Annotated in this window: 13 protein-coding genes and 4 pseudogenes; 12 read left to right on the top strand and 5 right to left on the bottom strand. The window is 73.3% G+C overall.

Features of this window, described 5'->3' with window-relative positions:
• Nucleotides 1-149: 149 nt before the first annotated feature.
• A complete protein-coding gene (locus tag OJ254_RS26135; RefSeq protein WP_265364323.1) occupies nt 150-641 on the top strand; it encodes a J domain-containing protein in 492 nt (163 codons plus the stop codon).
• A gap of 29 nt (nt 642-670) precedes the next feature.
• Here OJ254_RS26135 and OJ254_RS26130 read toward each other — a convergent pair whose 3' ends face one another.
• Both OJ254_RS26130 and OJ254_RS26125 read right to left on the bottom strand, forming a co-directional pair.
• The gene (locus OJ254_RS26130) at nt 671-814 is read right to left on the bottom strand and encodes a hypothetical protein (RefSeq protein WP_265364322.1); all 144 of its coding nucleotides are present in this window, start codon (nt 812-814) and stop codon (nt 671-673) included.
• A gap of 444 nt (nt 815-1,258) precedes the next feature.
• Complete coding sequence (locus OJ254_RS26125) at nt 1,259-1,855, bottom strand: TetR/AcrR family transcriptional regulator (protein ID WP_265364321.1); 597 nt, start codon at nt 1,853-1,855, stop codon at nt 1,259-1,261.
• A gap of 458 nt (nt 1,856-2,313) precedes the next feature.
• Here OJ254_RS26125 and OJ254_RS26120 point away from each other — a divergent pair, with 458 nt between their 5' ends.
• The 7 genes and pseudogenes from OJ254_RS26120 to OJ254_RS26090 all read left to right on the top strand — a co-directional run bounded on the left by OJ254_RS26120 (nt 2,314) and on the right by OJ254_RS26090 (nt 11,856).
• Complete coding sequence (locus OJ254_RS26120; protein WP_265365315.1) at nt 2,314-2,901, top strand: (2Fe-2S)-binding protein; 588 nt, start codon at nt 2,314-2,316, stop codon at nt 2,899-2,901.
• A pseudogene (locus tag OJ254_RS26115) lies at nt 2,898-3,888 on the top strand (FAD binding domain-containing protein). Before OJ254_RS26120 ends, OJ254_RS26115 begins: the two are co-directional and overlap by 4 nt.
• The gene (locus OJ254_RS26110) at nt 3,885-6,047 is read left to right on the top strand and encodes a xanthine dehydrogenase family protein molybdopterin-binding subunit (RefSeq protein WP_265364320.1); all 2,163 of its coding nucleotides are present in this window, start codon (nt 3,885-3,887) and stop codon (nt 6,045-6,047) included. The pseudogene OJ254_RS26115 and the gene OJ254_RS26110 overlap by 4 nt, the downstream one beginning before the upstream one ends.
• Nucleotides 6,028-7,185 (top strand): XdhC family protein, encoded by a 1,158-nt coding sequence (locus OJ254_RS26105; protein ID WP_265364319.1) that lies wholly within the window; start codon nt 6,028-6,030, stop codon nt 7,183-7,185. The genes OJ254_RS26110 and OJ254_RS26105 overlap by 20 nt, the downstream gene beginning before the upstream one ends.
• A gap of 237 nt (nt 7,186-7,422) precedes the next feature.
• A pseudogene (locus tag OJ254_RS26100) lies at nt 7,423-8,015 on the top strand (LLM class flavin-dependent oxidoreductase); the annotation flags it as partial.
• A 116-nt stretch (nt 8,016-8,131) separates the two neighbouring features.
• A complete protein-coding gene (locus OJ254_RS26095) occupies nt 8,132-10,894 on the top strand; it encodes a SpoIIE family protein phosphatase (protein ID WP_423835962.1) in 2,763 nt (920 codons plus the stop codon).
• Between the two features lie 200 nt (nt 10,895-11,094).
• Nucleotides 11,095-11,856: a GNAT family N-acetyltransferase gene (locus OJ254_RS26090; protein WP_265364318.1), complete on the top strand. Its 762-nt coding sequence runs from the start codon at nt 11,095-11,097 to the stop codon at nt 11,854-11,856.
• A 28-nt stretch (nt 11,857-11,884) separates the two neighbouring features.
• Here the strand turns inward: OJ254_RS26090 and OJ254_RS26085 are convergent.
• Nucleotides 11,885-13,239 (bottom strand): annotated as a pseudogene (locus OJ254_RS26085) (MFS transporter).
• Between the two features lie 291 nt (nt 13,240-13,530).
• Here OJ254_RS26085 and OJ254_RS26080 point away from each other — a divergent pair.
• Nucleotides 13,531-14,403 (top strand): helix-turn-helix transcriptional regulator, encoded by an 873-nt coding sequence (locus OJ254_RS26080; RefSeq protein WP_265364317.1) that lies wholly within the window; start codon nt 13,531-13,533, stop codon nt 14,401-14,403.
• On the opposite strand, the gene OJ254_RS26075 is transcribed toward OJ254_RS26080, so the two are convergent.
• Complete coding sequence (locus OJ254_RS26075; RefSeq protein ID WP_265364316.1) at nt 14,348-15,643, bottom strand: cytochrome P450; 1,296 nt, start codon at nt 15,641-15,643, stop codon at nt 14,348-14,350. The two genes, OJ254_RS26080 and OJ254_RS26075, sit on opposite strands and share 56 nt — an antisense overlap.
• 73 nt (nt 15,644-15,716) lie before the next feature.
• A pseudogene (locus OJ254_RS26070) lies at nt 15,717-16,484 on the bottom strand (alpha/beta fold hydrolase); the annotation flags it as partial.
• A 144-nt stretch (nt 16,485-16,628) separates the two neighbouring features.
• Between OJ254_RS26070 and OJ254_RS26065 the strand changes: the two are divergent.
• The 3 genes from OJ254_RS26065 to OJ254_RS26055 all read left to right on the top strand — a co-directional run bounded on the left by OJ254_RS26065 (nt 16,629) and on the right by OJ254_RS26055 (nt 18,509).
• Nucleotides 16,629-17,402: a DUF72 domain-containing protein gene (locus tag OJ254_RS26065; protein ID WP_265364315.1), complete on the top strand. Its 774-nt coding sequence runs from the start codon at nt 16,629-16,631 to the stop codon at nt 17,400-17,402.
• Nucleotides 17,403-17,540: 138 nt separating this feature from the next.
• The gene (locus OJ254_RS26060) at nt 17,541-17,807 is read left to right on the top strand and encodes an acylphosphatase (RefSeq protein ID WP_265364314.1); all 267 of its coding nucleotides are present in this window, start codon (nt 17,541-17,543) and stop codon (nt 17,805-17,807) included.
• Nucleotides 17,808-18,302: 495 nt separating this feature from the next.
• Complete coding sequence (locus tag OJ254_RS26055) at nt 18,303-18,509, top strand: hypothetical protein (RefSeq protein WP_261954506.1); 207 nt, start codon at nt 18,303-18,305, stop codon at nt 18,507-18,509.
• Nucleotides 18,510-18,568: the final 59 nt, after the last annotated feature.

Raw genomic sequence — 18,568 nt, 5'->3', positions numbered from 1 at the left:
GGGGACGGGGACGAGAAGGAGGCAACCGTTCCCCTTGATGCATGAAGCCTTGTGCCCGACTCCCGCGCTTTCATCCAGGAATTCCGGGTATGGGTCCGATGCCTGCCTGATACCTACCCGATTGCCTGCCTGAGCAGGAGGTGGCGGTGATGCCGGGACCGCAGCCCGATCACTACGCCGTACTCGGTGTCCAGCCCTCCGCATCCGCGCGCCAGATCACCACGGCCTACCGCCGACTGGTCCGCAGTCTGCACCCGGACACCGGTCCCGCCCGGCCGGCAGCGGAACAAGAACTCGCAGAGGTACTGACGGCCTACCGCGTCCTCCACGACCCGCAGAGCCGGGCCCGTTACGACGCGGACCGTGCTCTCGCCGAGCGTGACCGGCGCTCCGTGCAGCGGCGGGGTGCCCGCGCTGGAGCGGGCCGTTCGGGCCCCGGCCGCCCGGTCCCCACCCGGACCCGCCGCCCTCAGCCGTCGGCCGACGAAGCGGACACCGTGTTCGTGCTACGGCTCGGCCCGGTGCGCATCGAACTGCTCGGCGTCCGTCGCACCGAGGACGATGCCCCGGCGACCGACGGGCTGGAGTCCCTGGAGTGGCTCGTGCGCCCGCTGTGGCAGCGGGGCCGTCAGGGGCGGTAGGGGGAGCGGGCGCGGTGCGCGTCAGTCCCTCAGTCCGGGGCCTGAACCTGCCCCTCCGGGTACTTCTTGACCCATGTCGCGCCGCACTCGGCGCACGAGGAGTACTCGATCAGCTCGCCGTCCTCGGTTACGCCCAGGCTCTGTATCAGGCGGACGTGCACATGTGCACCCATCGGGGTTCCTTTCCGCTGTACGGCAGAAATTTCCGCAGTAAGGCGAAGAACGCGGAATGCCGAACATCCTGGACATAGGGCCCGTCAGGGCGTCAACGAAGTGATCGCACTCTGAGACGGGCCAGGTGCGGCCCGATCACTGTCAGTGAGAAGCCGTCGGCGGTGACGAACGATCGACGCGCGCCGTACCGCGCAGGTCAGACACAGTGAACGCGACTGCCGTCGCCGTGTCCTGGCCGAGAACATCTCGTTGACCGGACAGTTGGCCGCTACAGCCGGTCACCGCCAACCCTTGATCCACTGACCTCTGAGCGCGATCACTTCGGGAGGAACCTGTGCGCGTGCGCAAGACGGCCCTGACCCTCGCGGCCACCGCCGTGGCCCTGGCGGGACTCGACGCCGGCCACCCGGGCCCGGACCCTCAGGCGCGGTAGACCGCGCCGTTCAGCTCTCCGCGGCGGCGCTGTGTGCGGCCGGGGCTCCGGCGCGGAGGCCGTCCATGACGAGGTCGAGGAGACGGCCGGCACGGGACTGCCAGTCGCTGTGCGGGTCGATCTGCCAGAGGCCGGCGATGGCGAGTGAGAAGTCGTCGGGGGTCATGCCCGGGCGGATGGTGCCGGCCTCTTCGTTGGCCTTCAGCAGGAGGGCGACGGCCGACGTCACCGGGCCGTGTCCGGAGGCGGCCAGGCTGCCGTGCGCGGTCGCCTTCCGGAGTGCGTCGGCCAGACCGGCCTTGGCCATGGCGTACTGGGCCAGGCGGTCCATCCATTCCCGCAGCGCCTGGTCGGGGGAGCGGGTTTCGAGCAGCTGGGCCGCGGTGTCGGCGACCTGCTGGACCTCGTAGCGGTAGACCTCGAGGACGAGCGACTCGCGGTTGGGGAAGTTGCGGTAGAACGTCGCCTGTCCGACGCAGGCCTTCTTCGCGATCGCGCTCAGCGGGGCGTCGGCCGCGCGCGTCAGCTCCTCCAGGGCGACTTCCAGGATGCGCTCGCGATTCCGTTGCGCGTCCGAGCGCAGTGGGGCGTCCTTCTTCTCCCGCACCCGTCCTCCCTTCGGGAATCACTTGCCGGATCGGCCTTGATAACCGGACAGGTGTCCGGTAGGTTTGCAGTAATCGGATAGCTGTCCGGTTAGCTCCACCATAGCGGCAGAAGCGGGTGGTGGGGTGTTCGCCCTTCTGTATTCGCTACGTTCGCCACTTTTGCTACGTTGCCGTGCTCATCGCACGTATCCGACCGCACCGCATCGCACTCACCGCACCCGATGTCTGTCCTGATGCACTGACGCACTGACGTACCGCATGCACTGCCTCCTTCCCGGGGGTGCCTCCCGGCGGGGGTGCCCTTCCTGAAGGTGCCCTTGGGTTCGCCGGAATGCCGAACCCCGAACTCCGGATCCGTGCCCCTTCCCTGCCCCTTCGTTCTCTGCCCCCTTCCTTCCCTGCCCCTCCTCCTGTTTCGCGCATCGCCTACGAAAGTCACACGCGAAAGAAGCTGATCATGGCCCTATCGACGTCCAGTGCCATCACCCTGAACATCAACGGCGAGAAGCATGCGCTGCCCGTCGACCACCGCACCACGCTGCTCGACGCGCTGCGCGAGCGGCTCGATCTGACGGGCACCAAAAAGGGCTGTGACCAGGGCCAATGCGGTGCTTGTACGGTGCTGATCGATGGGCGCAGAGCGGTCTCCTGCCTTCAGCTCGCGGTGGCCGCCGAGGGGCGGGAGATCACCACGATCGAGGGTGTGGCGGACGGTGAGACGCTCCATCCGGTGCAGCAGGCCTTCCTCGACCTCGACGGCTATCAGTGCGGGTACTGCACACCGGGGCAGATATGTTCCGCGCTCGCGGTGATCGAGGAGCACGCGGCCGGGTGGCCGAGTGCGGCGAGTGCCGATGTGCGGCCGGAGGCGGGAGTTCCGCCCTTGACACCCGAGGAGATCCGGGAGCGGATGAGCGGCAACCTGTGCCGCTGCGGGGCGTATGTATCGATCGTTGAGGCCGTTGCGCGAGCGGCGGCCGCCCATGAAGCCGGATCGGCGCAGGGGATCGAAGCGGGTTCGGCGGGCACGGAGGGGGCGGCATGAGGGAGTTCGGTTATCAGCGGGTGTTCGATGTTCCCGGAGCGGTCGCGCTCCTCGGGGCCGACCCGGAGGCGCGCTGTCTCGGCGGTGGCACCAACCTCGTCGACCTGATGAAGGCCGGGGTGGAGCGGCCCGGGCTGCTCATCGACGTACGTGAACTCCCCCTGGACGGGATCGAGTTCACGGAGGACGGCGGGCTGCGGATCGGCGCCACGGTGACCAACAGCGATCTCGCCGCCCATCCCGACGTGCGGCGGCGCTACCCGGCGTTGGCGCAGGCGGTGCTCGCCGGTGCCTCGGGCCAGTTGCGCAACATGGCCACCGTCGGCGGGAACCTGCTGCAACGGACCCGCTGCGGGTACTTCACGGACCTCGCCCGGCCGTGCAACAAGCGGACGCCCGGCAGCGGTTGCTCCGCCATCGAGGGCGAGCACCACAACCACGCGATCCTCGGCGCTTCCTCGCACTGCGTCGCGGTCCACCCCTCGGACATGGCGGTGGCGCTGGCCGCGTTCGACGCCGTCGTCCACTACGAAACGGCGGACGGGCCGGGGAAGTTGCCGCTCGCGGAGTTCTATCTGCCCGTGGGGACACCCCGCACCGGGAGACCGCACTGCCGTCCGGGGCGCTGATCACCGGGGTCACCCTGCCGCCGCTGCCGGTTGCCGCAGCTTCGCGCTACCGCAAGGTGCGGGAGCGCGCGTCGTACGCCTTCGCGATCGGTTCGATCGCCGCCGCCCTCGACATCCGCGACGGAGTCGTGCGCGACGTCCGCCTCGCCCTCGGGCGGTGGCGTCCCGGCCGTGGCGGGCCCTCGCGGCCGAGCGGGTGCTGACCGGGAGGCCGGCCGACGCCGAGGCGTTCGCCGCCGCCGCGGACGCCGAACTCGCCGCGGCCGAGGCGCTACCCCACAACGGACACAAGGTGACGCTGATGCGCAATCTCGTCGTCGCCCTGCTGACCGAGCTCGCCGAGGAGGCCGCGCGATGACCACGACGACGACGGAAACCACCGCCGTACGCGGAGCCGTCGGCACCGCGCACACCCGCGTGGAGGGCCTGGCCAAGGTCACCGGCGCGGCGCGCTACGCCGGCGAGATCCCGTTCGCCGACCTCGCCCACGGCTGGCTGGTGGTGTCCACCATCGCCCGCGGCCGGATCCGCTCGGTGGAGTCCGGGCCCGTCCTGGCGATGCCCGGCGTGCTCACGGTGCTGCACCACGGCAACGCCCCGCGTGTCGACACCGAGTACGTCGGCATGCTGGGTGCTCCGGACCCGACCTGCGCGGTGTTCCAGCACGACCGGGTGCCGAGCCTGGGCTGGCCGGTGGCGCTGGTCGTCGCCGAGACGTCCGAGCAGGCCAGGGCGGCCGCCGAAGCGCTGGTGGTGCACTACGACCAGGAGCCGCACGACATCGACTTCGCCGGCGGGCACCCGGACGCCTACCCGCTGGACGGCCATCTGCCGGCAGTGGCGGAGAAGGGCGACCTGGAGGCCGAACTCACCGCCTCCGCCGTCGTCCTGGACGCCGAGTACACCACGCCCGAAGAGCACCACAACCCGATGGAGCCCCATGCGGCGACGGCCCGCTGGGACGGCGGCCGGCTGGAGGTCGTCGACTCCAACCAGGGCGCCACCTGGGTCGTGGGCGAGCTCGCCAAGCTGTTCTCGCTCGACCCGTCCGCGGTGCGGGTGCGGTCCGAGCACGTCGGCGGCGGCTTCGGCAGCAAGGGCGTGCGCGCACACCAGGTTGCCGCCGTGATGGCCGCGACCGTCCTCCAGCGCCCCGTACGCGTCGTCCTGACCCGCCGTCAGATGTTCTCGCTGACCGGCTACCGCAGCCCCACCAGCCAGCGGGTCCGGCTCGGCGCCGACGCCGACGGGCGGCTGCGCGCGCTGGAGCACCGCGCCCTGAGCCTGACCTCGACCGTGCACGAATTCATCGAGCCGAGCGCCGCCGTGGCCCGGGTGATGTACGACGCCGACGCCCACCACACCACCAACACCGTCGTACGGCTCGACGTGCCGACACCGACGTTCATGCGCGCGCCGGGCGAGGCACCGGGGTCGTTCGCGCTGGAGGCGGCGCTCGACGAGCTCGCCGAGAAGTGCGGGATCGACCCGATCGAGCTGCGGCTGCGCAACGAACCCGAGAAGGGCCCGGTCTCCGGTCTGCCGTTCAGCACCCGCAACCTGCGCGCCTGTTTCGAGGAGGGCGCCCGCCGGTTCGGCTGGGCCGACCGGGACCCGCGTCCCGGACTCCGCCGCGAGGGGCGCTGGCTGCTCGGCACCGGAACCGCCGCGGCCTCCTTCGGCGCCGGAGCCGCCCCTTCCACGGCGGTCCTGACGGCCGAGGCGGACGGCACCTTCACCGTGCGGATCGCCGCGGCCGACATCGGCACCGGGGCGCGCACCGCGCTCACCCTGGTCGCCGCCGATGCGCTGGAGGTCGCGCCGGCCCGGGTCCGGGTGCGCATCGGGGACAGCGACTTCGGCCCGGCGATGATCGCGGGCGGCTCGATGGGCACCCGCTCCTGGTCCTGGGCGGTGCTGGCCGCGGCGAAGGAGCTGCGCGAGCGGCTCGCGCTGGGCACGGACATCCCGCCGGAGGGCATCACCGTACGGTCGGACACCACCGCGGCGATCGGCGCCCTCGCGCAGAAGGAACGGCACTCCTTCGGCGCACAGTTCGCCGAGGTCGCCGTGGACGTCACCACCGGCGAGGTGCGGGTACGGCGCATGCTCGGCGTCTTCGCGGCGGGCCGGATCGTCAATCCGCTCACCGCGCGCAACCAGTTCGTCGGTGGCATGATCTGGGGCATCTCCATGGCCCTGCACGAGGAGGCGGTCCGGGACCGCGCCTCGGGCGGCCACGTCGGCGCCGACCTCGCCGGCTATCACGTCGCCACACACGCCGACGTACCGCTCGTCGAGGCGGACTGGGTGGACGATCCGGACCCCGACGACCCGGTGGGGATCAAGGGCATCGGCGAGATCGGCATCGTCGGTGCCGCGGCGGCCATCGCCAACGCGGTCTGGCACGCGACCGGTGTACGGCACCGGCATCTGCCGATCCGGCCGGACCGGGTCCTGCAGGCGGGGACCGGACGAGGAAGCGTGGGAGAGCGGGATGCTGGACATCGCCGATGAGCTGAACCGGTGGACCGAGGAGGGGCGGGAGTTCGCCGTCGCCACGGTCGTGGGCGTCGGCGGCAGTGCCCCGCGCAGCCCCGGCGCCGCCCTCGCCGTCGACAGCGGGGGCACGGCCATCGGTTCGGTCTCCGGCGGGTGCGTGGAGGCGGCCGTCTACGACCTGTGCGCCCAGGCGCTGCAGGACGGCACGACCGTCCGCGAACGCTTCGGCTACAGCGCCGAGGACGCCTTCGCGGTCGGGCTGACCTGCGGCGGAACGATCGAGGTCCTGGTCACGCCGGTGACCGCCGACGCCCCGGACCGGCCGGTGTTCGCCGCCGCGCTGGCGGCCGCCGCCCGGGGCGAGGCGGCGGCCCTGGCCCGGGTGGTCCAGGGCCCGGCCGACCTCCTCGGCCGGGCGCTGCTCGTCCACCCCGACGGCTCCCACGAGGGCGGCCTCGGCGGCGGCCCGGACCTGGACCGCACGGCACGGGGCGAGTCCCGCGCCATGCTGGACGCGGGCCGCACCGGCAGCTTCGACGTCTCGGCGGGTGGCACCCGCTGCGAGGCGGACCTGACGGTGTTCGTCGAGGCGAACGTACCGCCGCCCCGCATGATCGTCTTCGGCGCGGTGGACTTCGCCGCGGCCCTGGTGCGTACCGGCAAGTTCCTCGGCTACCACGTCACCGTCTGCGACGCCCGCCCCGTCTTCGCCACCCGGGCCCGCTTCCCCGAGGCCGACGAGATCGTGGTCGACTGGCCGCACCGCTACCTCCGCCGCACGGCCACCGACGGCCGTACGGCCCTGTGCGTGCTCACCCACGACGCCAAGTTCGACATACCGCTGCTGGAGGTGGCGCTGCGGCTGCCGGTCGCGTTCGTCGGCGCCATGGGGTCCCGCCGCACCCACGAGGACCGCGACCGAAGACTGCGCGAGGCCGGCCTCACCGACCGCGAGCGGGCCCGGCTGCGCTCCCCGATCGGTCTCGACCTCGGTGCACGTACGCCCGAGGAGACCGCCCTGTCCATCGCCGCCGAGATCGTCGCGGCCCGGCGCGGCGGTACGGGCCGGCCGCTGACCGGCTCCGACACCCCGATCCACCGCGACCCCGCCGGCCCGGGCACGGGCCCGACCGGTTCGACCGCCGCCGCCTGAGCCCCCGGTACACGTCACCCCACCGGCTGGGCAGAGAAGGAGTTCACACAGCCGACAAAGCAGCGTCACGCCCGCACCGGAATGACCGGCCAACTCCCTTTCGCTCCCGCTGACACGACTGTGGAAGTGGCACTCAACGCGACCGACCCGGCAGCCGGATCGACGCCACCGTGCGGCTCGCCGCGGAGGCGGCGGCCGCGGGAGACCACCAGCGGATGGTGTCCGAAGACGGGGATCGAGCGGCCGGAAGCCCGGCTGCGGGAATTCCTCACCGCGCTGCGCCAGCCGACCGCGACCGGCAGCGCCGACTTCCGCGGCGAGCTGCTGACCGCCGCCACCCCGATCCCCGCACGGGTGCCGGGCGCCGAGGCGGGCGTGCCGCCGCCCGTCGCCGCGATGGGCCCGCGGGCCCTCCGGGTGAGCGGCGAGCCGGCCGACGGGGTCCTGCCGTACCTCGCCGGGCCCCGCGCGCTGGCCGAGCACATCGTCCCGGCCGTCACCGCTGCGGCGGAGGCCGCCGGTCGGCCAGCGCCCCGGATCGTGGCGCTGGTGCCCGGACTGGTCACGGACGACGCCGACGCGGTGCGCCGGACGTTCACCGAGCAGCTCGCCTGCTACGAGCCGATCCCGTCCTACGCCCGGGTCATCGGGCTCTCCGGCGGCAAGGGGCGGCCGACGTGGCCGTGATCGGCGACGAGCGGACGGTAGCGGCCGAGGTGCGGCGCTACCGGGACGCCGGGGCGACGGAGGTGGTCCTCTGCGGCACGGAGCTCGCCGGGGACGCGGACCCGCGCCGTACCTGCGAGTTCCTGGGCGAGCCGGCGGGCTGAGCACGGCGGACGGGCCCCGGAACACCGCCCCGCGGGCCCGGTCACCGCCGTACAGTCATGTGATACTTCAGCGTGGTGCGTATCGGCCACGTCGGTGCGCGAGGTACATATGGAGCATGGCCCGATTTTCCGGCCGCTTTCCGTGGTTCGCTCCGGGGCGCAGGTCCACCGGTCGGCGCCCGGGCGACAACGGCCGGCGGGCACGGGACGGCGGCCCGCCGAAACCGCTCCACCAGCGCCTGCGCGCCCTGGTGGACGTCCACAGTGTCGCCGGCCAGATGTTCCTCCTGCAGGTGCTGATCGTGCTGCTGCTCGTCGTGGCCGCGGTGATCACCCTGCTGGTCCAGGCGCGGAGCGACCGGTTCCAGGGCGCCCGGGACCGTTCGCTCGCCTCCGCCGAGTCCTTCGCGCACGCCCCCGGCCTGCCCACCGTGCTGAAGAAGGGCCATCCGGGCGCGAGCGCGGTGCTCCAGCCGCTGACCGAGGACGCCCGCAAACGCGGCGGCGTGGACTTCATCGTCGTCATGGACCGCAACGGGATCCGCTACACCCACCCGATCCCCAGCCGGATCGGCAAGAAATTCGTCGGCACGATCAAGCCGTCCCTCGCCGGCCGCACCACCATCGAGAGCGTCCACGGGCCGCTCGGCCACGAGGTGCAGGCGACGGTCCCGGTGAAGGACGCCAAGGGCCACGTGGTGGCCCTGGTGAGCTCCGGTATGCGGGTGAGCCGGGTCAGCAGCGCCGTCGACCGGCAGCTACCGGTCGTCGTCGGGGCCGGCGGTGCCGCGCTCGCCCTCACCACGGCCGGCACCGCACTGGTCAGCCGCCGGCTGCGGCGCCAGACCCGGGGGCTCGGCCCGGCCGAGATGACCCGGATGTACGAGCACCACGACGCGGTGCTGCACGCCGTGCGCGAGGGCGTGCTGATCCTCGACGCGGACGGGCGGGTCCTGCTGGCGAACGACGAGGCCCAAAAACTGCTGGGTCTGCCCGCGGACGCCGAGGGGCAGTGCCTCTCCGGCCTCGGCCTCGATTCCCGGATCACCGAGCTGCTGATGTCCGGGCAGGCGATCTCCGACGAGGTGCTGCCGGTCAACGAACGGCTGCTCGCGCTGAACATCCGCTCCACCGACCGCCAGGGCGGCCCGCCCGGCAGCGTCGCCACCGTGCGGGACTCCACCGACCTGCTCGCCCTCGCCGGGAAGGCGGAGGTCACCCAGAGCCGCCTGCGGCTGCTGTACGAGGCCAGCGTGGCCATCGGCACCACCCTCGACGTGCGGCGCACCGCCGACGAGCTGACCCAGGTCGCCGTGCGCTGGTTCGCCGACTACGCCACCGTCGACCTGGCCGAACCCGTGCTGAGCGGCGGCGAGCCACCGGTGGGCTCGTACCGCGAGGCGCCCGAGCTGCGCCGGGTGGCGGTCGCCGGGATCCGCGACGACCACCCCCTCTACCGGCCGGGCGAGGTGCACACCTACCTCTCGCTCACCCCGATGGCCACCGGATTCGTCAGCGGACAGTCCGTGCTCGTGCCCGATGTGCGGGCGGCCGGCGACTGGTACCCGGACGACCCCGGGCGGCTGGAGCTGGTCATGAGCCACGGCTGTGAATCCCTGATCACCGTGCCGCTCCAGGCCCGCGGCGTGCGGATGGGGATCGTCAACTTCTGGCGCTCCCGGGAGCGGCCCTTCGAGGAGGGCGAGCTGTCGCTGGCCGAGGAGATGGCGGCCCGCGCCGCCGTGTGCATCGACAACGCGCGCCGCTTCACCCGCGAGCACGCCATGGCCGTCACCCTGCAGGAGAGCCTGCTGCCGCGCGGTCTGCCCGAGCAGAGCGCCCTCGACCTCGCCCACCGCTACCTGCCCGCACAGACCGGGGTGGGCGGCGACTGGTTCGACGTCATCCCGCTGCCCGGCGCCCGGGTCGCGCTGGTCGTCGGGGACGTCGTCGGCCACGGGCTGCACGCCGCGGCGACCATGGGCCGGCTGCGTACTGCGGTGCAGAACTTCTCCACCCTCGACCTGCCGCCCGACGAGCTCCTCGGCTTCCTGGACGAGCTGGTCAACCGCATCGACGAGGAGGCCACCGCGGCGAACGACGACGCCACCGTCGCCGGCGCCACCTGCCTCTACGCCATCTACGACCCCGCCTCCGGCCGCTGCACGCTGGCCCGGGCCGGCCACCTCCCGCCGGCCCTCGTCCACCCGGACGGCACCGTCACGTACCCGGACCTCCCGGCCAGCCCGCCGCTCGGCATCGGCGGCCTGCCCTTCGAATCCGTGGAGCTGCGGCTGCCCGAGGGCAGCAACCTGGTCCTGTACACCGACGGCCTGGTGGAGGACCGCAACCACGACATCGACACCGGCATGCACCAGCTCGCCACGGCCCTGGCGCACCGCGACCGGACGCCGCAGGAGACCTGCGAGGCCGTGCTCGGCGCCCTGCTCCCCGACCGGCAGCGCGACGACATCGCCCTCCTCGTGGCGCGCACCCGCCTGCTGCCGCCCGACCGCATCGCCGAGTGGGAGGTCCCCGCCGACCCCGCGGCCGTCGCCGAGGCCCGGGCGCACCTCACCCGGCAGCTGATGGAATGGGGCCTGGAGGAGGAGGTCTTCACCACCGAGCTCATCCTCAGCGAGCTGGTCACCAACGCCATCGTCTACGCCTCCGGCCCGATCGGCGTCCGCCTGCTGTACGACCGCACGCTGATCTGCGAGGTCTCCGACTCCAGCAGCACCGCGCCCCATCTCCGGTTCGCCGCGGGCGAGGACGAGGGCGGTCGCGGGCTCTTCCTCGTCGCCCGGATGGCCGGGCGCTGGGGCACCCGTTACACCTCCGAAGGCAAGATCATCTGGGCGGAACTGGCCCTGCGCTGACCGGCCGCGGCCCGGCGCGGAGGTGGATTTGCGTGGGGCCCGGGGCGGTGTGCGACAGTGGGCCGTCCGGTCGGCCGGGCCCGCCCCCGTGCGCTGCCGCCGCCGGGCTCCCCCCACCCCTTGCGGACGGTTCCGACCGCGCCCCCGCGCGCGAAACCGGCGCCGCCGCCTTTCCGTGTCCGTACGTCCCCCTGAGAGCGATGCTGGCAACGACCCTCGTCCCCCGGGCCACCGACCTGTTCGACCAGGGCCTGGAGCGCCGAACCGGCTCCGCCCTGCTGCGTTTCGGCGCCGCGCGGCAGCGACCGGCCGGCCGGCCCGGCTGGTCCGGCGATGGCGCGGTGGCCTGGCTCGACGACACCCGCGGCCACGTGTGGAGCGTCGGCGAACCGGAGGCCGCGGCCGGACTCGTGCTGCGCGCCGCGCTGGGCCTGCCCGACCGGGTGCGGGAGTTCACCGGCCCGCGCGGCACGGACGCCCTGGTCGGCCGCCACCTCCCGGTGACCGACGTCGTCGAGTGGGTCTTCCGCTGGACGCTCCAGGAGCCGCCCGTCCAGCGCGCGGAGGAGCGGGTGGTCGCGCTCGACGAGACCCACCACGACGAGCTGCTCGCCTTCCTGGGCGTGCACAGCCCGGCCCACTCCACCGGGCCCGGCTCCTCCGCCGTCAGCCTCTGGGCGGGCATCCGCGGCGCGGACGGGCAGCTCGTGGCCTGCGGCGCCCTGAGCAGCCTGCGGGACACCGGTGCCCCGCTCATGGCCTCCGTCGCCACCGACGCCGCACAGCGCGGCCAGGGCCTCGGTGCGGCGCTGACCGCCTGGCTGACCCGCTACGCGGTGCGCCGGCACGGCTTCTGCACGCTGTGGCAGCTCGCCGACAACGCGCCCGCCGACCGGCTCTACACCCGCCTCGGCTACCGCAACGAGGACCCCTGCGTGTCCGCCCGCCTCGCCGCGCACTGACCCGCGACGCCGCCGGCCGGGCCCCGGCTCACCGGCCGGCCGGCGCCGGGTCCGGCAGCACCCGCAGGAGCAGCGAGAGGGCGACGGCCAGGGCGAGGTCGAAGAGCAGCGCCGCCATCAGGGCGTGCCCGTAGGCGCCGACGTCGTGGCGTGCGGCGTGGCCCAGCGCCCCGTAGAACAGGACGCCGACCAGCGCGACCCCGACCGAGCCGCCGACCTGCTGGCCGGTGGAGAGCACACCGGAGGCCATCCCGATCTCCGCCGGCCGGATGCGGGCGAGCACGGTGTTGAGCAGCGGCGTGACCAGAACCCCGTTCCCCAGGCCCACGACGAGCAGCGGCAGTGCCAGCGACCGGGCCGTCAGCGTGTCCCCGGCGAGCACGACGACGCCGAGCGCCCCCGCGTGGCCGAGCCCGAGGACCAGCGCCCCGGCCCGCAGCAGCCGCTTGCCGTACCGCGCCAGGCGCCCCGCCACCAGGCTCCCGGTGAAGAAGCCCGCGGCGAACGGCAGATAGAACAACCCGGCGCCCAGGGCGTCCAGCCCCAGCCCGTCCTGCACGGTCAGGGACAGCACCAGGAAGAAGGAGTTGATCCCGGAGTACGCCAGGAGGACCAGCACCATCCCGGTCGCGAAGGCCCGCTCACGCAGCAGCCCCGGCCGCACCAGCGGGGACCGGCCGCGGGCCGCGACCCGGCGTTCCACGGCGCCGAAGGCGAAGAGGGCGAGCACCCCCGCGGCCAGGCTGACCCACGTCCATGCGGGCCAGCCGGCCTCCCGGCCCTCCACCACGGGCACGACCAGGAGGAACAGCGCCACGGTCAGCACCGCCACGCCCGCCAGGTCCACCCGGTGGCCCTCGGGGGCCCGCGACTCGGGCAGGAGGACCGCCGCGAGGGCCAGCGTCACCAGCCCGACGGGCACGTTGACCCAGAAGATCGGACGCCAGGAAGCGCCGAACAGGTCGGCGGAGAGCAGGACCCCGCCCAGCAACTGGCCGGCCACCCCGCCGCGCCGATCACCGCCCCCAGCACGCCGAAGGCCCGGGCCCGCCGCTCGGGCGGCAGCAGCACCTGGATCATCGAGAAGACCTGCGGGAACATCACCGCGGCCCCGAGCCCCTGGACGAGCCGGGCCGCGATCAGACCGCCGGCCCCGGGTGCGGCCGCGCAGCCCACCGACGCCAGGGTGAAGAGGCCCATCCCGAAGAGGAAGCACCGCTTGCGGCCGAACCGGTCACCGAGGCGCGCGCCGGTGATCAACGCGACGGCGTAGGTGAGTTGATAGCCCGCCAGGATCAGCTGCACATCGGCGTCCGAGGCGCGCAGATCGTCCTGGACGGCGGGCGCCGCCACCAGCACGATGAAGGTGTCGAGCACGGCCATGAAGACACCGGTGAGGACGACGGACAGGGCCCGCCACGGAGCGGGCGGGGAAACCGCCGCGGTGTGCGGGGCAGCGGCGGCGGGTGAGGACGGTGCCGGATCGGCCGGCGGTCGCAGAGGAGTCATGGCCCCGACCCTGGCCCGGGCCGCACGGGCCATACAGAGGCGAATTATCCTGGTGGCAGCGGTACCGGTGTCGGCCGGACGACCCCTCGGGGCCCGGCACCCGGCCGCGCGACACGGGGAAGCGGAGGGCGCACGGCACGGTGCGCCGCGGGGGAGAGGGATCCGATGGCCGACCGGGAACGGCGCCGGGTGCTGGCGGAGTTCCTCCGCTCGCGACGGGAACGGGTCCCGCCCGGCGAGGCCGGACTCCCGGCGGGCCCCCGCCGCCGTACGCCCGGACTGCGCCGCGAGGAGGTCGCCGTCCTCTCGGGGGTCAGCGTCACCTGGTACACCTGGCTCGAACAGGCCAGGGACATCAGCGTGAGCCGTCAGGTGCTGCACAGCCTGGCCCGGGCGCTGCGGCTGTCGCCCGCCGAGACCCGCCATCTGTTCGCCCTGGCCGGGCAGCCGCTGCCCGAGCCGGCCGGCGACCACCCCGGCGGGCCGGCACTGCGGCGCCTGGTGGACGCGCTCGACCCGCACCCCGCGTACGTGCTCGCGCCCAACTGGGACCTGCTGGCCTGGAACCGCGCCGAGGCCGGTCTCATCGGCGACCCCGCCCACTGGGACGCCGCCGAACGCAACCTGATGCGCCTGGTGTTCACCCGGCCCAGGATCCGTACGCTCCTGGCCGACTGGGACGCCCAGGCCCGGGCCCTGCTGGAGCAGTACCGCGCCAGCGCCGACCGGCACCCCGACGACCCGGAGTTCCGCCGGCTGACCGGCGAACTGTGCGCGCACAGCGAGGAGTTCAGGACCTGGTGGGCCACCCACGACGTGGCGGACTTCCGGCCGGCGCGCCGGGAGTTCGACCATCCGTCGCTGGGCCGGCTGACCTTCGACTACGTCAAGCTCGCGGCCGTGGAGGCGCCGGGCGTCACCCTGGTCTCCTGCCTGCCCGCCGACGCGGCGACCGCCGCCAGGCTTCCCGAACTGGCCGCGCTCAGCCCGGTGGCCGATCCCCACCGGGCGGGAGGAGCCGCAGCGGCAGGGACTTGAGTCCGTGGATGAAGTTCGACACCAAGTACCGTGGCGGGGCGGCGAGTTCGAGGGCGGGCAGCAGGCGGCAGGTCTCCTCGTAGAGCACCCGCAGCTGTAGCCGGGCGAGATGGGCGCCCAGGCAGACGTGCGGACCGTCGCCGAAGGAGACATGGGGGTTGGGCGTACGGGCGAGGTCCAGCCGGTGCGGGGCGGTGAACACCCGCTCGTCGTAGTTGGCCGAGCCGTGGAAGACGACCACCTTCTCACCGGCGCGGATCGGGCGGCCGGCGAGTTCCGTGTCGCACGCCGCGGTACGGCGGAAACTGAGCACCGGCGGGTGCCAGCGCAGCAGTTCCTCCACGCACGAGGCCGTCGCCACGGCACCGGTGCGCAGGGCGCGGTAGGCGTCCGGGTGCCGGGCCAGCGCCAGCAGGCCGCCGGGCGCCGCGCTGCGCACCGTGTCGTTCCCCGCGACGGTCAGCAGGAAGAAGAACATCTCCAGCTCGGGTGTGGCCAGTTCGCGGTCGGCGGCGAGGACCGTCATCACGTCGTCGCCGGGGTGCCGCCGCTTGTGGGCGGCCAGCTCCCGCGCGAACCCGAACATGTCCTGCAGCATCGCCGGTGAGCGCGGGTCGGCCGGACGGCCGTCCGGTCCGGACGCCGGCGGGCCGGCTTCGTCCGGGTCCTGGTAGCCGATGACGCGCCGGGTCCAGTCCAGCAGCAGCCCGCGTTCACCGGGCGGCACGCCGAGCAGGTCGGCGAGGTTGAGCAGTGCGTAGTCGTCGGTGACGGTGGTGACCAGGTCGGCCAATCCGCTGCCGGTGCGCGCGGTGTCGAGCGCCGCGGTCAGCAGGCCGCGGGCCCGGTCGCGTACCACCGTCTCGAAGCGGTCGATCCGGCGGCGGGTGAAGGCCCGGCTCACCAGCCGGCGCAGCCGCCCGTGGACCGGAGCGTCCTGATTGAGCATCATGCGCCGGATGAACGGCAGGTCGGCGGGGTCCGGATCGCGGATCTGGGTGGCGCCCAGGTGCGAGGAGAAGGTGCGGGCGTCCTTCAGGACCCGGACGACGTCGGCGTGCCGGGTGACCGCCCAGAAACCGGGCCCGGCGGGCCAGCCGAGGACCTCGTGCTCCTCCTGCCAGACCACCGGATGCCGATCGCGCAGCAGCCGGTAGGCGGTGTGCGGCAGCCCCTGGGCATAGCCGCGGGGATCGAAGACGTCGGGTATCCGGGGAGCCTCGGCCGCCGGAGACGTCATCGGGCCACCGGCCCGCCGGGGCCCCGACGCCGCGGCGCCCGTCCCCGTTCCCGTTCCCGTGGCCGTCCCCGTCGCCGTCCGCGCGCAGGAAGTCCTCGACGGCGCGGATCAGCTCCAGCGGCGTCTCGTCCATCGCGTAGTGCCCGGCCGCCGACAGCTCGATCAGCTGGCTGTTCGCGTACCACCGCAGCCACGTCCGGCGGGTCAGTTCGGCGGTGAGCGCGGGATCCAGGGCGCCGGTCACCGCCAGCGCCGGCACCGGCGAACCGTCGACGTCGTCGGCGAAGCCCTCACCGGCCCAGGAGTCCAGCCAGGTGCGGAACGCCGTCGGGTTGCTGCGCTCCAGCGACCGCTGCACCATCCGGTCCAGCCAGGCGTCGGGGCGCCGGCCGCCGGACGTGAGATCGATGATGGCCCGCCGGCTGTCCGGGGCGTGCGCCGCCGAGGAGAACAGCGCCCACTGGTCCGGCGGCAGCGGAAAGCCGGAGGCGGGCACCGGTGAGATGCCGACCAGCCGCCGGACGCGTGCCGGGGCCGCGGCCAGCACCCGCTGGACGACGCTGCCGCCCATCGAATGGCCGATCAGCGAGAACCGGTCCCAGCCCAGCCGGTCGGCGAGCGCCAGCACGTCGGCCGCGCCCTCCGCCGTGGTGTACGCGCCGGCCGCGTCCTGCGCCTCGCCGTAGCCACGGAGATCGACCAGCGCGTACTGGAAGGCGGCGCGGTCGAGGTCGGGAAGGAGCGGGGCGAAGGCGGACCGGTCGGCGAACCACCCGTGGACGGCGATGACCTTGTGCGGGCCCCGGCCGTGCAGGGCGTGGGGCAGGACGAAGGAAGTCACGGGCCCCACACTGACCGTCACCACCGGGCTCCGCAAGGGCGTCCCGGCGCGGGCGGGGGCCGTGAGGCAGGCGGGGCCCCGATGGCGCCCCGATGGCGATGGCGCCCTGATAGGGCGTGCGCACCAGCGGGCAGGCATCCGGACATGACGGTCCTCCTCGGCACCTCCGGCTGGCAGTACAAGGACTGGCGCGGTGTCCTCTACCCGCCGGACCGGCCGCAGCGGCTGTGGCTGGAGGAGTACGCACGGGGGTTCGCGACGGTCGAGAGCAACGCGGCCTTCTACCGGCTGCCCGAGGAGAAGACCTTCGCCGACTGGCGGGACCGGACCCCGGACGGCTTCGTGATGGCCGTCAAGGCGAGCCGCTATCTGACCCACATCAAGCGGCTGCGCACCCCCGAGGAGCCGGTGGACCGGCTGATGTCACGGGCCGCCGCCCTGGGGCCGCGGCTCGGGCCCGTACTGCTGCAGCTGCCGCCCACGCTGCGGCGGGACGCCGGGCTGCTGGACGCCTGCCTCGACTGCTTCCCGGCCGGTACCCGGGTGGCCGTCGAGCCGCGGCACGACTCGTGGTGGACCGAGGAGGTCCGTGCGGTGCTGGAGCGCCGGGGCGCGGCGCTGTGCTGGGCGGACCGGGGGTCCCGTCCGGTGGCACCGCTGTGGCGGACCGCCGACTGGGGCTACGTGCGGTTCCACGAGGGCCGGGCGGCACCCTGGCCGCGTTACGGCAGCAAGGCGCTCGCCACCTGGGCGCGCCGGATCGCCGACACCTGGCCGGACCGGGCCGACGTGTACGCGTACTTCAACAACGACCCGGGCGGCGCGGCCGTGCACGACGCGACCGCGTTCGCGCGGGCGGTGGCGGCCACCGGGCGCGCGGTCAGCCGTACGCCGTCCGGGCGTGGCTTCGCCGGGTGAGCCCCGGGGTCCGGACAACCGGAAGCCGCGGAGCCGATGATCCGGGGGACCAGACCGGGTGCGGAGCAGAGGTGACGAGAGCGGACGTGAGAGAGCGTGGAGTGAGGAGAGGGCAGCCATGACGCGAGGTGAGGACCGATGATCCGCAGGCGGGTGGTGGTCTCGGGGACCGTGCAGGGGGTGTTCTTCCGCGACACCTGCCGGCGCACGGCCGAGGCGCGGGGCGTGGCCGGCTGGGTGCGGAACGCCCCGGACGGAACCGTGGAGGCCGTGTTCGAGGGCGATCCGGAGAGCGTGGACAAGCTGGTGGAGTGGGCGCACCAGGGGCCGCCGGCGGCGGTCGTCGACGCGGTTTCGGTGACGGAGGAGGAACCCCAGGGGCTGCCGGGCTTCGACGTCCGGTAATCGCCCCGGACGCCGGAAGGTGCCGCTTTCGTCCGGCCTGCTCAATTGCATGGGCCGTCGGGTCATACATCCCGACATCTCTGGTCATCCCGACCCTCGGATCCCACGTCGAAACGTAAATGCAGATATGTCCAGTCGCGGCCGGATGCGATGTCTTTTCCTGGGGTGCGGCGGCTTTTCACAATGGCCGAGGCGTTGCTTCCGTGGGTGTGCGGTTCGCTGGATTCGTCACCCGGTGACTGACAAAGCTGCACTTCAGCGGGGTTGTGTGGGCGAACGTGAACATCCGGAAAGGAAAGTGGGGGGCAGGTTGCCTGACGCTTCGTCGGCGTGATTGCATCCTTCCCGTGCGGCGGATTGATCATCGCGGCCCGGATTATCGGGCGGCGAAGTCTGCTGTCGCAGGACCGTGCGTAATTTTTCTTGCATGTGGTGTGCATGAATTCCGTGCGGTGTCCGCCAGGAAAATTGAGAGTAATGAAGGAAGGGCACGTCATGCGTGACATCGTCGAGACCTGCGAGATTGCCGACAGCGAGCTGGACAACATTTCCGGTGGTCTCGCCAGCGCCGGTGCCGAGGTGGCCGGCCACGGTGGCGCGGTGGCCATCGGCGACGTCGTCGGCACCGCCCAGTCGCTCGTCCCCACCCTGCCCGTCGGGCAGCTGGCCGGTCTCGCCACCGTGCAGACCAGCGACGTCTGAGACGTCACGGCAGACCTGCGGAGGCCGGCGCGGCACCGCGTCGGCCAGGACCCCGGGAC

It is taken from the genome of Streptomyces endophytica, from assembly GCF_026153355.1.
Lineage (GTDB): Bacteria > Actinomycetota > Actinomycetes > Streptomycetales > Streptomycetaceae > Streptomyces > Streptomyces endophytica.
This window is presented reverse-complemented; position numbering and strand designations above follow the sequence as displayed.

Excerpts from the sequence above, each read along its gene's own strand:
- OJ254_RS26135 (WP_265364323.1), top strand. The coding sequence starts at position 150 with ATGCCGGGACCGCAGCCCGATCACTACGCCGTACTCGGTGTCCAGCCC.
- OJ254_RS26130 (WP_265364322.1), bottom strand. The coding sequence starts at position 814 with ATGGGTGCACATGTGCACGTCCGCCTGATACAGAGCCTGGGCGTAACC.
- OJ254_RS26120 (WP_265365315.1), top strand. The coding sequence starts at position 2,314 with ATGGCCCTATCGACGTCCAGTGCCATCACCCTGAACATCAACGGCGAG.
- OJ254_RS26110 (WP_265364320.1), top strand. The coding sequence starts at position 3,885 with ATGACCACGACGACGACGGAAACCACCGCCGTACGCGGAGCCGTCGGC.
- OJ254_RS26105 (WP_265364319.1), top strand. The coding sequence starts at position 6,028 with ATGCTGGACATCGCCGATGAGCTGAACCGGTGGACCGAGGAGGGGCGG.
- OJ254_RS26095 (WP_423835962.1), top strand. The coding sequence starts at position 8,132 with ATGGCCCGATTTTCCGGCCGCTTTCCGTGGTTCGCTCCGGGGCGCAGG.
- OJ254_RS26090 (WP_265364318.1), top strand. The coding sequence starts at position 11,095 with ATGCTGGCAACGACCCTCGTCCCCCGGGCCACCGACCTGTTCGACCAG.
- OJ254_RS26080 (WP_265364317.1), top strand. The coding sequence starts at position 13,531 with ATGGCCGACCGGGAACGGCGCCGGGTGCTGGCGGAGTTCCTCCGCTCG.
- OJ254_RS26075 (WP_265364316.1), bottom strand. The coding sequence starts at position 15,643 with ATGACGTCTCCGGCGGCCGAGGCTCCCCGGATACCCGACGTCTTCGAT.
- OJ254_RS26065 (WP_265364315.1), top strand. The coding sequence starts at position 16,629 with ATGACGGTCCTCCTCGGCACCTCCGGCTGGCAGTACAAGGACTGGCGC.
- OJ254_RS26060 (WP_265364314.1), top strand. The coding sequence starts at position 17,541 with ATGATCCGCAGGCGGGTGGTGGTCTCGGGGACCGTGCAGGGGGTGTTC.
- OJ254_RS26055 (WP_261954506.1), top strand. The coding sequence starts at position 18,303 with ATGCGTGACATCGTCGAGACCTGCGAGATTGCCGACAGCGAGCTGGAC.